This window comes from Acrocarpospora sp. B8E8, from assembly GCF_039871605.1.
Classification (GTDB): domain Bacteria; phylum Actinomycetota; class Actinomycetes; order Streptosporangiales; family Streptosporangiaceae; genus Acrocarpospora; species Acrocarpospora macrocephala.
The window spans coordinates 181149-196313 of sequence record NZ_JBDPLV010000002.1; the positions used below are offsets into that span (position 1 = coordinate 181149).

General features: G+C 67.7%; 12 protein-coding genes. 3 read left to right on the top strand and 9 right to left on the bottom strand.

All coding sequences use genetic code 11. The features are described 5' to 3' along the window. Positions 1-11 precede the first annotated feature (11 nt). The 7 genes from ABGB08_RS03610 to ABGB08_RS03640 all read right to left on the bottom strand — a co-directional run bounded on the left by ABGB08_RS03610 (position 12) and on the right by ABGB08_RS03640 (position 7544). Entirely contained in the window at positions 12-452 is a 441-nt protein-coding gene (locus tag ABGB08_RS03610; RefSeq protein WP_347586183.1) for an Ldh family oxidoreductase, read from the bottom strand. Further along, entirely contained in the window at positions 449-1909 is a 1461-nt protein-coding gene (locus ABGB08_RS03615) for an NAD-dependent succinate-semialdehyde dehydrogenase (protein WP_347586433.1), read from the bottom strand. Before ABGB08_RS03615 ends, ABGB08_RS03610 begins: the two co-directional genes overlap by 4 nt. Before the next feature lie 263 nt (positions 1910-2172). Further along, positions 2173-3249 (bottom strand): ABC transporter ATP-binding protein, encoded by a 1077-nt coding sequence (locus ABGB08_RS03620; RefSeq protein ID WP_347586185.1) that lies wholly within the window; start codon positions 3247-3249, stop codon positions 2173-2175. Next, on the bottom strand, positions 3249-4316 hold the full coding sequence (locus ABGB08_RS03625; protein WP_347586187.1) for an ATP-binding cassette domain-containing protein: 1068 nt from the start codon (positions 4314-4316) through the stop codon (positions 3249-3251). Before ABGB08_RS03625 ends, ABGB08_RS03620 begins: the two co-directional genes overlap by 1 nt. Beyond that, positions 4316-5227 (bottom strand): carbohydrate ABC transporter permease, encoded by a 912-nt coding sequence (locus ABGB08_RS03630; RefSeq protein ID WP_347586189.1) that lies wholly within the window; start codon positions 5225-5227, stop codon positions 4316-4318. The genes ABGB08_RS03625 and ABGB08_RS03630 overlap by 1 nt, the downstream gene beginning before the upstream one ends. After that, positions 5227-6093, bottom strand: coding sequence for a sugar ABC transporter permease (locus ABGB08_RS03635; RefSeq protein ID WP_347586192.1), 867 nt, complete (start codon positions 6091-6093; stop codon positions 5227-5229). Before ABGB08_RS03635 ends, ABGB08_RS03630 begins: the two co-directional genes overlap by 1 nt. An 80-nt stretch (positions 6094-6173) precedes the next feature. Next, the gene (locus tag ABGB08_RS03640) at positions 6174-7544 is read right to left on the bottom strand and encodes an extracellular solute-binding protein (protein WP_347586195.1); all 1371 of its coding nucleotides are present in this window, start codon (positions 7542-7544) and stop codon (positions 6174-6176) included. Between the two features lie 437 nt (positions 7545-7981). On the opposite strand from ABGB08_RS03640, the gene ABGB08_RS03645 reads away from it, so the two are divergent. The 3 genes from ABGB08_RS03645 to ABGB08_RS03655 all read left to right on the top strand — a co-directional run bounded on the left by ABGB08_RS03645 (position 7982) and on the right by ABGB08_RS03655 (position 10217). Then, positions 7982-8725, top strand: a complete 744-nt coding sequence (locus ABGB08_RS03645) for a GntR family transcriptional regulator (protein ID WP_347586197.1) — start codon at positions 7982-7984, stop codon at positions 8723-8725. A gap of 81 nt (positions 8726-8806) precedes the next feature. Continuing rightward, the gene (locus ABGB08_RS03650) at positions 8807-9376 is read left to right on the top strand and encodes a DJ-1/PfpI family protein (RefSeq protein ID WP_347586200.1); all 570 of its coding nucleotides are present in this window, start codon (positions 8807-8809) and stop codon (positions 9374-9376) included. Between the two features lie 19 nt (positions 9377-9395). Further along, positions 9396-10217: an alpha/beta hydrolase gene (locus ABGB08_RS03655; RefSeq protein ID WP_347586202.1), complete on the top strand. Its 822-nt coding sequence runs from the start codon at positions 9396-9398 to the stop codon at positions 10215-10217. A 346-nt stretch (positions 10218-10563) separates the two neighbouring features. Here ABGB08_RS03655 and ABGB08_RS03660 read toward each other — a convergent pair whose 3' ends face one another. Both ABGB08_RS03660 and ABGB08_RS03665 read right to left on the bottom strand, forming a co-directional pair. After that, complete coding sequence (locus ABGB08_RS03660; protein WP_347586204.1) at positions 10564-13878, bottom strand: PQQ-dependent sugar dehydrogenase; 3315 nt, start codon at positions 13876-13878, stop codon at positions 10564-10566. Between the two features lie 108 nt (positions 13879-13986). Continuing rightward, complete coding sequence (locus tag ABGB08_RS03665) at positions 13987-15138, bottom strand: TIM barrel protein (protein WP_347586206.1); 1152 nt, start codon at positions 15136-15138, stop codon at positions 13987-13989. Positions 15139-15165: the final 27 nt, after the last annotated feature.

Here is a 15165-nt window from a genome sequence, read left to right on the forward strand (position 1 = left end):
GGACGTCCAGGTCACCTGCGAGACCGGGACGGCGTGGGCAAGGTTGGCTGCCGGGTGGCGCAGGCGCGCGCGCCGGGCTCCCAGACTCGGTCGTGCCCGGGCGCCCTCGGGTCCATCGCGATGAAGACGTCGCCCTTGGTGGGCGGGTCAGTCGGGTCGAGGGTCCCGCGGACATCGTCGCCAAGGGCGGTACGAGTCAAGGTCGCGACCAGCACCTCGATCATGAGCCCGAGGGCGTAGCCTTTGGGACCGCCGAAGGGGCTGATCGCCCCATCCACCGCCGCGGCCGCGTCTGTGGCGCGCGCACCGGCGGAGTCGACGGCGTCCCCGGGTGCCAGCGGCTTCGTGCCGACCATGGCCCGGGTCCCGCCCCACGTGTGAAGGCCGGTCAGGTCATGTGTGCACAGGGCGCGGTGATCCTCGGCGGGCACCCGGAGCAGCGGGCCGGTCACGGTAGGTCGATCGCCGCGTAGGTGACGTCGAGGTACTCAAGGATGCCCTCGTGCGACCCCTCCTTGCCGATCCCGGACTGCTTCACGCCTCCGAACGGAGCTGACGGGTCCGAGATCAGACCACGGTTGATGCCGACCATCCCTGTCTCTAGCCCCTCGGTGAACCGGAGCGCCCGCTGGAGGTCACGGGTGAAGACGTATCCGACCAGGCCGTGCTCGGTGTCGTTGGCCTTCGCCATTACCTCGTCGTCGGACGTGAACGAGATGATCGGCGCCACCGGGCCGAAGATTTCCGCCTCCAGCATCCGCGCGTCTTCGGGCACGTCGACGAGGACCGTAGGCGGGTAGAAGTGACCCGGCCCATCCGGACGCTCGCCGCCCACCAAGACACGGGCGCCGCGATTGACCGCGTCGGCGACGAGCTCGTCGATCTTGGTGACCGAGGCCTCGTCGATCAACGCCCCGACGTCCACGCCGTCGTCGAGACCATGGCCCACCGAGAGCGCGCCCATCCGCTTGGCGAAGCGCGCCGTGAACTCCTCGCGCACCGGCTCCTCGACGTAGATTCGGTTGGCCGCGATGCAGGACTCCCCGATGTTGCGCATCTTGGCCACCATGGCACCGTCGAGCGCGACGTCCAGGTCCGCGTCGGCACACACGATCAAGGCCGCGTTGCCGCCCAGTTCCATGGAGGTGCGCAGCACGTTGTCCGCCGCCTGTCGTAGCAGCACGCGCCCGACCTCGGTCGACCCGGTGAACGAAAGCTTGCGGGTCCGACGGTCGGCTAGCAGTGCTGAGACCACCTCGCCGGCACGCTTGGTTGTCACGACGTTGACGACGCCCGGGGGAACGCCGACCTCCTCCATCATGCGGGCCAGGAACAGCATGGTGAGTGGCGTCTGGGCTGCTGGCTTGGTGATCGTCGTGCAGCCCGCCGCCAGCGCAGGAGCGATCTTGCGGGCACCCATGGCCAACGGAAAGTTCCAGGGCGTCACGAAGACGCACGGTCCGACCGGCTTCGGCACGGTGAGGATGCGATATCCACCAGCGGGAGCGGTGTTGTAGCGCCCCTCGACGCGCACCGCCTCCTCGGCGAACCAACGGAAGAACTCGGCGCCGTAGGCCACCTCTCCCCGAGCCTCGGCGAGCGGCTTGCCCATCTCGAGCGTTATCAGCCGGGCGACCTCCTCGGATCGCTCGGTCAGTGCCCGGTACGTCGCGGTCAACAACTCTGATCGTTTTCGCGGCGGGGTCGCCGCCCACTCCGCCATTGCCTTGCTCGCCACGTCCAGAGCGGCGAGCCCGTCAACGACATCGGCGTCCGCCACCTCGGCGATGGTCTTGCCGGTGGCCGGGTCCTCGACGGCAAAGGTGGCTCCGCTGGCGGCGTCGCGCCAGGCGCCGCCAATCCGGAGCCGCCGGTGCTCGGGGGCCAGGACGTTCATCGGGTCACTCATTGCGTCGCCTCCTGTGATGTTCTTGGTGATGTCCAGCGTGACCTCAGCGATCGCGCCACGCGCGTTGACGAACGGGTCGAACGTGGCCTTGGCCCTGGCTGCGGCCCGGGCTGCGGCCCTGGCTGCAGGGCGACGCCCCGCGCCACCGATCGCCTTCTCGGGCCATGGCTGCTTCAGCGTCGTCAGGCCGTGCTCACCGGTGACGGTCCGCCGAGGCTCGATTGCCACGTGCGGGCGCATGTTGACGTCGCCGCCCTGCGCGGTTACCTCCCGGCCTCGGACAGCGTCAGCCCGGTGCCCGCATCGAACAGGTGCGCACGGTCCAGGTCGACCGTGACAAGCAGCCGCTCGCCCGGCGTACCGGTGACGGTGGGTCGTGCCTTGACCTTGAGGATCTCCGTCCCCACTCGGACGTCGACCACCGTTCGGTCACCGAGCGGCTCAAGGCCGTAGAGCTCACCCGACAACGACGCGTTCCCACGCCGCTCGACGGACAGGTCCTCTGCGCGCAGGCCCAGCAGCAGCGGACGACCGTCCTCAGCCGTGGTCCAGCGGGGCCGCGGCAGCGTCCAGCCTTCCGCACCGACCAGACGATCTCCCTCGGCGTGGCAGGCGAGCAGGCTGATCGGCGGGCTCCCGACGAATCCCGCGACCCACTGGTTGGCTGGACGCTCGTACACCTCGGTCGGCGTTCCGACCTGTTGCACCTTCCCCTCCTTGAGGACCGCGACCTGGTCGGCCATGGACAGGGCCTCGACCTGGTCGTTGGTCACGTAGACGAAGGTTGCTCCGAGGCTCCGGTGGATGCGGGTGAGCTCGGTGCGCATCTCGACGCGGAGCTTGAGGTCGAGGTTCGTCAGCGGCTCGTCCATGAGAAACGCGCGCGGGCGACGGACCAGCGCCCGGGCCAGGGCGACACGCTGCATCTCACCGCCCGACAACTGCGCCGGACGACGCTGCAGCAGACGTTCGATGTGCAGCAGGCTCGACATCTGCTCGACGGCAGCGGCGATCTCGCTTGAAGAACAGCGGCGTGCCCGCAGCGGCGAAGCGATGTTCTCGTACACCGTGTGTCGCGGGTAGAGGGCGTAGTTCTGGAAGACCATGGCCAGGTCGCGTGCGGCCGGGGTGTCACCGGTCGCGTCCCTCCCGTCCAGATGCACCGACCCGGCGTCAAGCTTCTCAAGGCCGGCGATCGCTCGCAGGGTCGTCGTCTTGCCTGCCCCGGAGGGTCCGAGCACGACGAAGAACGATCCGTCCGGCACGTCCAGCGTCACCCCGTCCAGGGCCTGGACTTTACCGAAGGACTTGCACAGCCCGTGCACTGCCACGGTTCCCATCAGGCCACCAGCTCTTCCGTGCTCACGTCGTAGACCGCCGGGGGCCCGCCGGTGTGCCGCAGCCCGACCGGTGCGTCAGCGGCGAAACGGACAGTCGGTGGCATCCGAACCCGTACGTCGCGCTGGCCGCCGTGGTCAACCAAGTAGATGATTTCGTCGCCCAGCCACTCCGCCGAGACCACGCGGGCCGGGACCGAACCTTCCGCCCCTGGTTCTGTGACTTCCAGCGCCTCCGGCCGGACGCCTGCGACCAGGGGGCGGTCGCGCGGCAGGCCTGGCGGTGGCGTGAGGACCAGTCCGCCCTGACTGCGCAGCTTCCCGTCGGCCACCTCCACCTCAATCAGGTTGATCGGCGGGGAGCCGATGAATGCGGCGCAGAAAAGACTCGCCGGACGGTCGTAGACTTCCAGCGGCGTGCCGATCTGCTCGACGCGGCCCTTGTTGAGGATGGCGATTCTGTGACCGAGCGACATCGCCTCGACCTGGTCGTGGGTGACGTAGACCATCGTCGTCCCCAGCTCCCCCTGCAGGTGCTTGATCTCCGTGCGCATGTCCGCCCTCAGCTCCGCGTCCAGATTGGTGAGAGGTTCGTCCATGAGGAATGCGCGTGGTCGTCGGACCAGGGCGCGAGCAAGTGCGACGCGCTGCTGCTCCCCGCCGGACAGCCGGCGCGGTCGCCGGTCCAGGAGCGGGCCGAGCCGCATCAGCCGGGCGGCCTCGTCGACCCGCTCGCGCACCTCCGCCTTGGGCAGTCCCTCGGCCCGCAGTGGGAACGCCAGGTTGTCGCGGGTTCTCAGATGCGGGTAGAGAGCGTAGAACTGGAACACCATGGCGATGTCGCGCTCGGCGGGCGGCAGGTCGTTGACCAGCGTGTTGCCGATGCGGATGTCGCCCGTCGTCTGCCTCTCCAGGCCGGCTATGGCCCGCAGCGTGGTCGTCTTGCCGCAACCCGAAGGGCCGAGCATCACGAACAGCTCGCCGTCGCCGATGGACAGGTCCACGTGTTCAACGGCGACCGTCCCGTCCGGGTAGCGCTTGTGCAGGGAGGCCACCTCGATGCCCGCCATCAGCGTCGCACCGCCCCGAGCGTCACACCGGCGACGAGGTGCTTGCGCACCAGGTAGGCGAAGACGAGCACCGGTAGGGCGAACACTACGGAGGCGGCGGCGACGAGACCCCAGTCCACGGTGGTTCCACCGATGAGGCCGGCGATGGCGGGTGGGGCCGTCCGCACGGTGTCACTGGAGGTAAGGAAGATGGCGAACACGAACTCGTTCCACGAGAAGATGAGGGCGAAGACCGCCGTCGCGGCGATGCCGGGCACGAGCAGGGGAAGGGTGAATCGCCAGAACGCCTGCAAGCGGGTGTAGCCGTCGAGCATGGCGGCATCCTCGTACTCTGCGGGCACCTCGTCGACGAACCCCTTCATCATCCAGATCGTGAACGGGACGTTGAACGCGGCGTAGATGAGGATCAGGCCGAGCTTGGTGTCGATGAGTCCGACTTGGCGGTACATGAGGAAGATCGGGATCACGACTACCACGGGCGGCATGAAGCGGGTGGACAGGATGAAGAACAGTTGGTCCTTCTTGGCCTTCACGGCGAAGCGCGAGTAGGCCCAGGCCGCCGGGACCCCCAGCACGGTGGCCAGCGCCGTGGAGGCCCCGGCGACCACGACGGAGTTGAGGAACGCGACGGACAAGGTCGAGCGACCGCCGCCGGAGGCGACGAACACGTCCTTGAAATGATCCAGAGTGACCTTGAAGTCGAAGAACTTGGCCGGGATGGCGTAGACGTCCCGGTTCTCCTTGATGGACGTCTCGATCATCCACAGCACCGGAAAGAGCATCACGACGGCCAGCACGGTCAGCAGCGCGATCTCCAGCACGGAGCGGCCCCGGCCGCCGAAGCGGCGCGCGGGGGGCGTGTGATCCCGGACAGGACCTGCGGACACGGCCTCGTCGACGGAGACGGCCATCAGTCCTCCTTGAGCTTGTTCAAGTAGCGCAGGTAGAGCTGCGTGAGGACGATGACGACGAGGACCATGAGGATCCCGTACGCCGAGGCGGTTCCGGTGTTGAAGCCCAGGAACGCGACCTTGTAGACGTGGAACGACAACGTCTCGGTGGAGACCCCCGGACCTCCGCTGGTGAGGATGTAGACGAGGTCGAACAGCCGGAAGGCCTCGATGGCCCTGAACAACACAGCGATAAGGAGCAGCGGCCACACCAGCGGAAGAGTGATGGTGCGGAACCGGAACCACTCGGACGCCCGGTCGATCGAGGCGGCCTCGTACAAGTACTTGGGGACCGCGGTAAGGCCCGCAAGCGCGATGAGCATGATGAACGGCGTCCATTGCCAGGTGTCGACCACGATCAGGGAGATCAATGCCGTTCGCTGCCGGGTGAGCCACTCCACCTGCCCCAGGCCGAGCGAGCCGAGCATGCTGTTGATCACGCCGAATTGCGCGTCGAGCATAAATTTCCAGAACAGCCCGACCACGACCTGCGACAGCATCATCGGAACCAGGAACAGAGTGGTCAGCAGTCCTCGCCCGTGCGTGCGCCGTGAGATCAGGTAGGCGATGGCGAAACCGAGCACGGTCTGCAGGGCGACGGCGCCGACCACGTAGATCAACGTCGTCAAGGCCCTCAGGTGGACCTGCGGCGAAGTCAGGATGGCGGTGTAGTTCTCGAACCAGACGAAATGGGCCGACCCCCCGCGGGTGGCCGAGTAGTCGGTGAAAGACAGGTACAACGCCCACAGCAACGGGAACACCGACATTGCGAGCAACAGCAGCAGCGCGGGGGAGATGAAGGCCACGGCGAGCCCGCGGTCGCTCAACCGGCGGGACCGACCCGGTGCAGGCGGCGTCGCGGACGCCACCTGCCCGGGCTGGTCGGTCGTCAGAGGGACAGGGCCACTCACAGTCCGCCGCCGCCCTTGCGGCTGCCGGAGTCGAGTACGCCCTGCTGCTCCTTGGCGATGTCGTTGAGCGCATCCTTCGGCGTCTTCGCGCCGTTGAGAGCCGCGTTCACGTTGGTGTTCTCAATGTCGACGAGACGCGCGTACTCGGGCACGTTCCACATGTCCCGCATCCGCGAAACCGAGTCGGCGTACACCTGGTTGAACGGCCCGGCATTGAGGAACTCGGGCGACGCCAGGGCGTCCGTACGCGATGGCACGCCACCGGCCGCGGCCCACTTCTTCTGGATGTCAGCCTGCTCGAACCACTTCATGAAGTTCAGGGCCTCCGCCTGGTTCGCCTCGGGCGAGTAGGCCGACACGTGCATCCCCATGCCGCCGAGAGGCACCAGGTTCGTCTTCTGGCTCGGCAGGGTGGCAAAACCCAGCTTGCCGAGAATCTCCTCCCGCGTGGTGCCGAGCGTCGACTGCTTCGGGTCAAGCAGGCCGCCGCTCGCGGCGATCCAGTTGAACGCGATGCATGCCTTGCCCTGGGCGACCGCCGCGTTCACCTCGTCGATGAACCAGTTGCCGGAGCCCGCGGCGGTCAGCGGCTTCATCTTGTTGACCAGGACGTCCATCGCCTCCTGACCCGCAGTGTCGTTGATGACGCCGTCGATCTTGCGCGTCTTGGAGTCCCAGAGGTTGCCGCCGTAGACGCCGTTGACCGTGTTGTAGGTCACCGCCGCGGCGTCGGAGCCGTTGGCCTGGTGGAAAGCCAGCCCGCTGACGCCAGGGTTGTCCGCCTGGCACTTCGCGGCGACTGAGATCATCTCGTCCCACGTCTGCGGTGGCTTGTCGCCGATCAGGTCCTTGCGGTAGATCATCGTCCAGGTGTCGCCGAGCAGCGGCAGTCCGTACAGGCTGGCGTTTTCGTCGCGTTTGCCGGTTTCCGCCTGGGGGTACTGGCCGTAGGCCGCCAGGAGGTACGGGTTGTAGGCCTTGACGTCGATGTTCTGCTTGACGAAGTCGGTGATGTCGAGGATGTTGCCGTTCGTCACGGCCTCGCCGATGTGCTGCGAGTCCAGGATCGGGATGTCGAAGTCGGTCTTGTGCGCTGCGAACTGGGTGAACATCGCGTCGTGCCAGTTCGCGTTCGGCACGGTGTTGACCTTGATGGTCACGTTCGACCGCTCCTTGGTGTACTCCGCGTTCGCGAAGGCCTCCAGCGCGTGGGCGGGGGGCCAGTCGAACCAGATGAAGCTGAGGGTCAGCGGGTCCTTGGTGAGTTCCGGGATGGTCGCCGGTGCCTTGGGGGCGCTCGCGTCGTCCTGGCCGCCGCAAGCCGCCACGGTCGTGGCCACCAACATGACCGCCGTCGCCAGCCGCACCTTTCGACCGGGAACGGACAGTCGTCCTATTCGCTTTGGATACCGCATCTTCTTGCCTGCTTTCTGGGTGGGGACTTTTGTAGCCTTGCTGCGTGCTTCGCCGAGCAGTTGCTGGGTTCAGGCGTGTTGCCGGCTGTCGCAGGGGCTGACCCGCGGACCGGCGTCACGAGTACGCCGCGACGTAATGGGGCTTCAGGCAGTCGAGAAGTCCTTCGGTCCTTGTGCGGCCCGGTGGCGAATCGAGTAGGACGTCGAGCATGCTCATGGGAGCTCCAACTGATCGAAGCGGAGCGATGGCGGGCGGTTCCCCGATGGGTGAAGGATGGCTGGCATCCGTCACCTTTCCTATACGATCCGATTGGGGGCGTCAACATCCCGCAGCGTTGCAACCAATGTCAACAGGTTCCCGAAGACGCAAGAAAGGACCTCACGTCACGATGGACGACGAAGCGATGATCGCGCGGGGCCGTGGGGCCATGACGGGCGGAATGCCGCCGGGAAGATCTCGCGGCCGGCTTGCCGACGAGGTGTACGACACGCTGCTCGGACAGCTGATGTCGCTACGGATCGAGCCTGGCTCCCGCGTCACGATCGATGTCCTGGCGCGAGAGCTGGGGGTCTCGCAGACGCCGATCCGAGACGCTCTGAACCGCATGGAGGCCGAGGGCCTGGTCGTGCGTGTGCCCCATGCTGGCTATCGCATTCCCCCCCAAATCACCCGTGACCGATTCGAGGACATGCTTGAGGTCCGCCTGCTCCTCGAGCCGGCAGCGGCGCGCAGATCCGCCGAACGCGCATCCTCGAAGCAGGTGGCCGGTCTGCGACGACTGCTGGAGGAGATGGCGGAGCTGGAGGGGGGCAACGGGCTCATGGCCTATGGCGCCTTCGGGCTACGCGACGCCGCTTTTCACGATCTCGTCGCCCTGAGCGCGGAGAACCAGGTCATCCGCGAAGCGCTCGCTCGCCTGCACACGCACGTGCACCTGTTCCGGCTTCTCCACGACACCCAGGTCACTCACCTGGCCATGGCCGAGCACGAAGAAGTTCTGGCCGCGATCGCCGCGCGTGACCCCGACGCCGCCGCCTACGCCATGCGTCGGCACATCCTGCTGTCCGGCGAGCGGTTCCGACGATTGTTCGACGAGGCCAAGGGCGCGGACGGAATGGCGGTAGAGGCTTGACGGGCGGGCTGGGCCGAGGAATGCTGACTCAATCGGATCGGATTTGATCCAACTCACCGCCCCAAATGCAAGGAGAAGTAGGTGCCCAGAGCGCTGCTTCTGACCGGCGACGCCGCCGAGGAGCTCGACACCATGTATCCCTACTATCGCGTGCAGGAGGGCGGCTGGGACGTTGACGTCTCGTCACGGACGATGCGTGACATTCAGCTGGTCATCCACGAGTTCGACCCCAACTCCGACGCCTACGTGGAGAAGAACGGCCGAAAGTTGCCGGTCGACGTGCCCTGGGCCGAGGTCGACGTCGAGCGCTATGACGCCCTCATCATCCCTGGGGGACGTGCCCCCGAGTGGATCCGGGTCGACGCCGACGTCAGGCGCATCACCGAGCACTTCTTCGCGCGCGACCTCCCGATCGCGCTGGTGTGCCACGGCGCGCAGGTGCCGGCTGTGTACGGGCTGCTGAAGGGTCGAAAGACGGCGTGTTTCCCCCCCATCACCGGTGACATGGAGAACGCGGGCGCGACGGTCATCGACGCTCCCGACGTCGTGGACGGCAACCTCGTCTCCTGCCGGGGGTGGCCCGACATGCCGCAATTCGGCAGGGCGATGATGGAGCTCTTCTCGAAGTCCATCAAGTCCGCATCGGCATGAGCACACCTGGCCTGTCTCGGTGACGGCACTTCGGACCGTCACAGTCGACGGCTCCCCCGTCCACGTCCTGGAGAGCGGCACCGGGCCCGCGGTGCTGATGCTGCACGGCTCCGGACCCGGTACGACCGGATCTGGCGCCTGGGCAACGACGGCACAGGCGCTGGGCACGTCCTGGCACCTGGTGGCTCCTGACCAGGCGGGGTTCGGCCGTACACCAATCCCGGCGGGCTCCAGGGGCGGGCTCCGGCTGTGGACGGAGCAGGCCGCGGGCCTGATGGATGCTCTCGGTGCCGAGTACTACGCCGTGGTGGGCCACTCCATGGGCGGTGCCGTGGCGCTGGCGTTGGCGGCCGCGCGTCCCCAGCAGGTCACCCGTGTCGTGGCGGTCTCGACGATGGGCGCCCCCGGGGCGCCGCTGTCCGCCGAGCTCGACGCGGTCTGGGCCGCCCCCGCCGGCCCGCTCGGGGCACGAGACATGTTGAGTCGCCTCGTCCTCGACCAAGCGCTCGTGACCGAGTCGGCCGTCGCTGCCCGTGCAGCTGCGATGCGAGCGGGGGCGGCCGCATTCGCGTCGTTGTTCCCTCCACCTAGGGCACGTTGGGCCGACGAGCTCACCCTCTCGGCGCAAACGCTGGCAGGGGTCCGCGCGCCCGTGCTGCTCGTCCACGGCGCCGAGGACCGAGTCACCCCGCTCGGGACGGCAGCCCTGCCCCTGCTCGAACACCTGGCCGATGTCCGTCTGCACGTGCTCGGCCGATGCGGGCACGTGCCGGCGCTCGAGCACCCGCACGACTTCAGGCGACTCCTGTCGTGCTTCCTCGGCCGGGAACGAGGTCACTAATCGCTGCGACAGGTCCGCAGCCCGTGCTCAAGCAGATCAGCATGAAGCAGGCGTGATCCGCGCAGAAGCTGGCGCCCTCCCCGAAACCCGAGCCATGACGAGGCAGTGGCCGAGGTCATCGCTCGACATGGTCGCATCGACATCCTCGTGAACAACGCCGGACGTAGCGTCGGCGCTCTTCGCCCAATTCCGCAGCGGACGGGTCCAGGCGGCAGCTGGGCGTTGATCTCGCGACCACTCCCCTGGTTCGGAATACCATGATCATCCGTCTTCCCTGAATGAGCTGATATCCATCCGGAAAGGGTGGGGCGGGGAAGGGCCCTGGACGGCCCTCCCCCGCCGTCGGTTACAAGTTCAACTGCTCGATCAGCGCCTGGGCGTCTCTGGCCAGTGCCGCGCGCACCTCCGCGTTGTTGACGTAGTCGCGCTTGGACAGATCCTCGATGAACCGCACGAGCTCGTCCCTGGCCGCTCGCGGCTTGTTCTTGCTCAGGCTGTACTGGGCGTCCTCAAGATGATTGACCAGCCTCTTGGCTCCGTTCACGGTGATGTTTCCGCTGTCTCTGAAGCGGTTGACCAGCGTGGTGAGGTCGGCGTAGGACGTGGTGGTGGTGAAGGCCACCGACTGTGTGGTGGTCTTGCCCGCCTTGTCCTTGGCCGTGGCGGTCAAGGTGTGCGCGCCCAGCGGCAGCTTCCACAACGGCACCGCGGCGCCGGAGATGATCGGCTGGCCGTCGATGGCGAGCGTGACGGTGTCCACGCCTGACGTCGCGTCGGTCGCCGTCGCCACGGGGGTGATGGAGGCCGAGTCGCCGTAGGTGGTGTCGGCCACCCCGCTGACCGTCAGGACCGGGGCGGTCTTGTCGATTTTCACGGTGAGGGTGCCGACCGGCGAGATGTTGCCCGCGGTGTCGGTGGCCCGGTAGCTGACCTCGTGGGTGCCCTCCGCGCTCAGCGTCACCGGGTTGTTGGCGTTCAGCCAGGTGGTGCCGCCGTTGAGGGAGTACTGACGGCTGGCGACCGCGCCGTTGTCGGTCGCGTTCACCGTCACGGTGACGTTGTCGGTGTACCAGCCGTTGGCGCCGTTCGGCGTCGCCGGGTTGGTGGTGGCGGTCACGGTCGGCGGCGTCTTGTCGCCCACCCCGTTGCCCGAGAAGGTGAAGGAGTCCACCTCGACGCCACCGCCGGAGGTGACGAACAGCTTGCCGCTGCCTGTGGGGGCGCCGGCCAGCGAGGTGGTGACCGTCTGCCAGCCCGTGCCGGCGGGGATCGTGACGGTGGCGAACGGATCGGCGGTGGCGGAGTTCCAGCGCAGCGAGAGCGTGCCCGCGCCGGAGGCCTTGGTCTGGACCGAGTTCACGCCGATGAAATTGACCGGGTCGTACGCGATCGAGTCGCCCGGGTCGAGCGAGGTGATCTTGCCCTTGCCGGAGGCGCTGTCGTCGTCGGTGTCGGTGACGCCGGTGAGCTGGTCGGCGTGCTCGGCTTCCAGCAGCTTGGGGTTGAGGATGAGGCTGGCCTCGCCCAGCGCGCCGGGGATGCCGTTGGCGCCGTTGTCGCGGTACTGCACCACGACGACGCCGAAGATGTTCTCGGTCTCGCCGTGGTCGGTGGCGTTGGCCGGGGTCGGCCAGGTGCCCGAGCAGCCGGCGCCCAGCGTCTCCGGGTGGGCGTGGGTGTCGTGCCCGAGCCCGAAGGTCCACTGCACCCGCGAGCAGACCGGCGTGTTCCCGTCCTCCGCGTCGGTGACCGTGATCTGGTACGGAATCGCGTTGCCCCAGTCGAAGAACGCGCCGGTCGGTGGCGTGGTCACGGTCACCACGGGCGCGGTGTTGCCCACGGTGATCTCGATCGAGGTGAGCCCGGCCCGGCCGCCGGAGTCGGTGACGCGCAGCCGTGCGGTGTACTGGCCTTGGGTGGCGTAGGTGTGGCTGGTGGTGGCCCCGGTGGCGTCGAAGTCGCCGTCGCCGTCGAGGTCCCACTCGTAGGTGAGGGCGCCCGGCTCGGTGTCGGTCGACCCGGAGCCGTCGAACTGCACGGTCAGCGGCGGCGCGCTGGCCGAGGCCTTGTCGACCGTGATCCTCGCCTGCGGCGTCTTGTTGTCGGGGGAATAGTCGATCCGGTAGAGGCCGGCGTCGGGGTTGGCGCGGAAGAAGCCGTCGCCGTAGTCGAGCACGTAGAGGGAGCCGTCCGGGCCGAATTCGAGGTCCATCGGGCTGTCGGTGAGCGGCTGGGCGGCGGTGCGCAGCGCGCTGTTGGGCAGGAAGTGCTCCAGCTTGGTGACCGGCCCGTCCGGGTGCGTCACGGTGAACGCCGCGAGGTAGTCCTGCGAGAACTCGCCGAAGAACGCCTTGCTGTCCCAGTACTCGGGGAACTTCGACGTCGAGGGGTTGGCCGCGTCGTAGTGGTAGATCGGGCCACCCATCGGGCCCTGGCCGCCTGCGGCTTCGAAGTCGACCAGTCCGGCCCATTCCGCGGGCTGATGGGTGTTGTTGTCGCCGTAGTAGAGGTCAGCGGGGGTCGCGGGGGGCAGCTGTGCGAGCCCGGTGTTGTAGCGGGAGGTGTTCGTCGGCCCCGCCGCGCAGTCGAACCATTCGCGCGGCTGGGAGGTCGCGAAGTCCCAGTTGTTGTAGTTGAAGTTGTCGCCCGTGCAGTACGGCCAGCCGCTGTTCATGGGCTTGGTGATCGGGGTGATGTTCCACTCGACGTAGCCGAGCGGGCCGCGGGTGGGGCTGGCGGTTCCGGCGTCGGGCCCGTAGTCGCCCCACGAGACGGTGCCGGTCTGCGCGTCCACGTCCATCCGGAACGGGTTGCGCACGCCGGTGACGAAGACCTCCGGGCGGGTCTTCTCGGTGCCCGGCGGCCATAGGTTGCCTGCCGGGATCGTGTACGTCCCGTCCGACTGCACCTTGATGCGGAGGATCTTGCCGCGCAGGTCGTTGCTGTTGCCGGCGCCGCGGCGGTCGTCGAAGCCGGGGTTCATGCCGGGCGCGTCGTTGTTGGGCGCGTAGCCGCTGGCGCCCGGCGCGCTGGCGGGCGTGTTGTCGCCGGTGGCGAGGTAGAGGTTGCCGTCGGCGTCCCAGTCCATGTCGCCCGCGACGTGGCAGCACTGCCCGCGCTGTGTCTCGACCTTGATGATGACCTGCTCGGTGGCGAGGTCGAGGGCCGAACCGGTCCACTTGAACCGGGAGAGCTGGTTGTAGCCCTTCCACTGGTTCCAGTAGGTCTCGTCCTGGCCGGCCGGGAGCGAGTTGGGCGCCGAGCCGGTGGGGGTGGTCTCCGGGTAGGGCGCGGTCAGGGTGCGGGGGGCGTAGTAGACGTACACCCACTGGTTGGTCGCGAACTCCGGGTCGAGGGCGATCGTCTGGAGGCCGTCCTCGGAGTTGGCGTAGACCGGGATGGTGTTGATGACCGTCGTGACGCCGGTGGCGGGGTCGGTCAGCCGGATGTCGCCGTTGCGGGCGGTGTGCAGGACCCGGCGGTCCGGCAGCACGGCCAGGTCGATCGGCTCGCCGACGTTCTTGGTGAGGGTGATCTTCTCGTAGTTCGACCAGGTGGTCGCGGGTTCGGCGGCGGCGGCCGGGGCCGGCACCGCGAGCAGGCTTAACGGGAGCGCCAGAGCTGTCACCAGGACGGCCAGCGCTTTTTGGGTACGCTGCATGAAGGTACTTCTCCTAGGACGAGGAGTATCAGGACCGGACCGCCACGCCCGCCGGGGCAACGGCGGATGCGCATGGCGGTCCGGCATTAAAGGCGACTGGTGACGCGCTTACTCGTAGTAGCGGTCTTCCTTCATAGCTGCCCAGTTCTCGTAGCTCAGCCGGGCGTAATCCAGGGACTGCGCCGGGTTGGCGGTTCCGCCGGGGGCGTTGTCCTGCTCGTACATCGGGTGGTGCTTGTCCCGGATCTTGACCCGGTTGAAGAACTCCTTGTAGCCGATGTCACCCGTGCCGAGCGGCACCATGTCGTAGCCGTTGGAGGTGGCCGGGTTGAGCTTGCCGTCCTTGATGTGGAAGAGCGGGTAGCGCTTCTGGTTGTCGCGGACGAGCGAGAACGGATCGAAGATGTCGGTCTGGACTGATCCGTCCGGTGCGGTGAAGAGGGTGTGCTTGTACTGCGCGACGTGCGCCCAGAACAGGTCCATCTCCAGGAAGATGAGGTGCTTGTCGGTCTGGCTGAGGAAGTACTCCAGCTTCCGGATGCCGGAGGAGCGGGTCGGCCGGCCCAGCGTGTCCAGCGGGCCGCTGTCCAGCAGGAAGTTGTAGGCGGCGTCGTGGTTGTGGGTGTACAGCTTGAGCCCGGCCGCCTGGGCCAGCTGGCCGAGACCGTGCCACTTCTCGATGGCGAGGTCCCAGTCGGCCTTGAAGTTGCTGCCGGTCGGGTCGTTGCCGGTGCCGACGTGCTCCATGCCGATGATGTTGGCGATCTCCAGGGTTCGCTGGAACCGGTCCAGGTCGGCGGGGCTGAGCGGCCACGAGCCCGGGATGAAGCCGTGGTTGCCCTGGGCCTTGAGGCCGTATTCGTCCAGCCAGGTACGGAGTAACTGGGCGCCCTCGACGGTCTCGAGGTTGGCGCCGCCTTCGGAGTTGGCGTTCTGGGTGTAGCCGGCGAACTCGACCTGGGCGTACCCGATCGCGGAGAGCGCCTCGAACACCTTGCGGAAGCCGGACGGGAGCGGGCTGGTCAGCGGGTTGCGGCTGATGGCGTCACGGACGGTGTAGAGGATGATGCCCCGCTGGGACGCGGGCACCAGGGCGCTCCGCTCGTCGCGTACGGGAACGGGGTCTGCCTGGGCCGCGCCGGGGAGGGCGAGCGGGATGGCCGCTGCGGCGGCCATCCCGGTGGTGGCGGCCATGAACTGCCGTCGGTTGAGTCCGAGGCTACGGCGGAGCGAGTCTTCTCGGGCATGCGTGTCGCTCACGCTTACTCCCTTTCGATCGAGGGACGC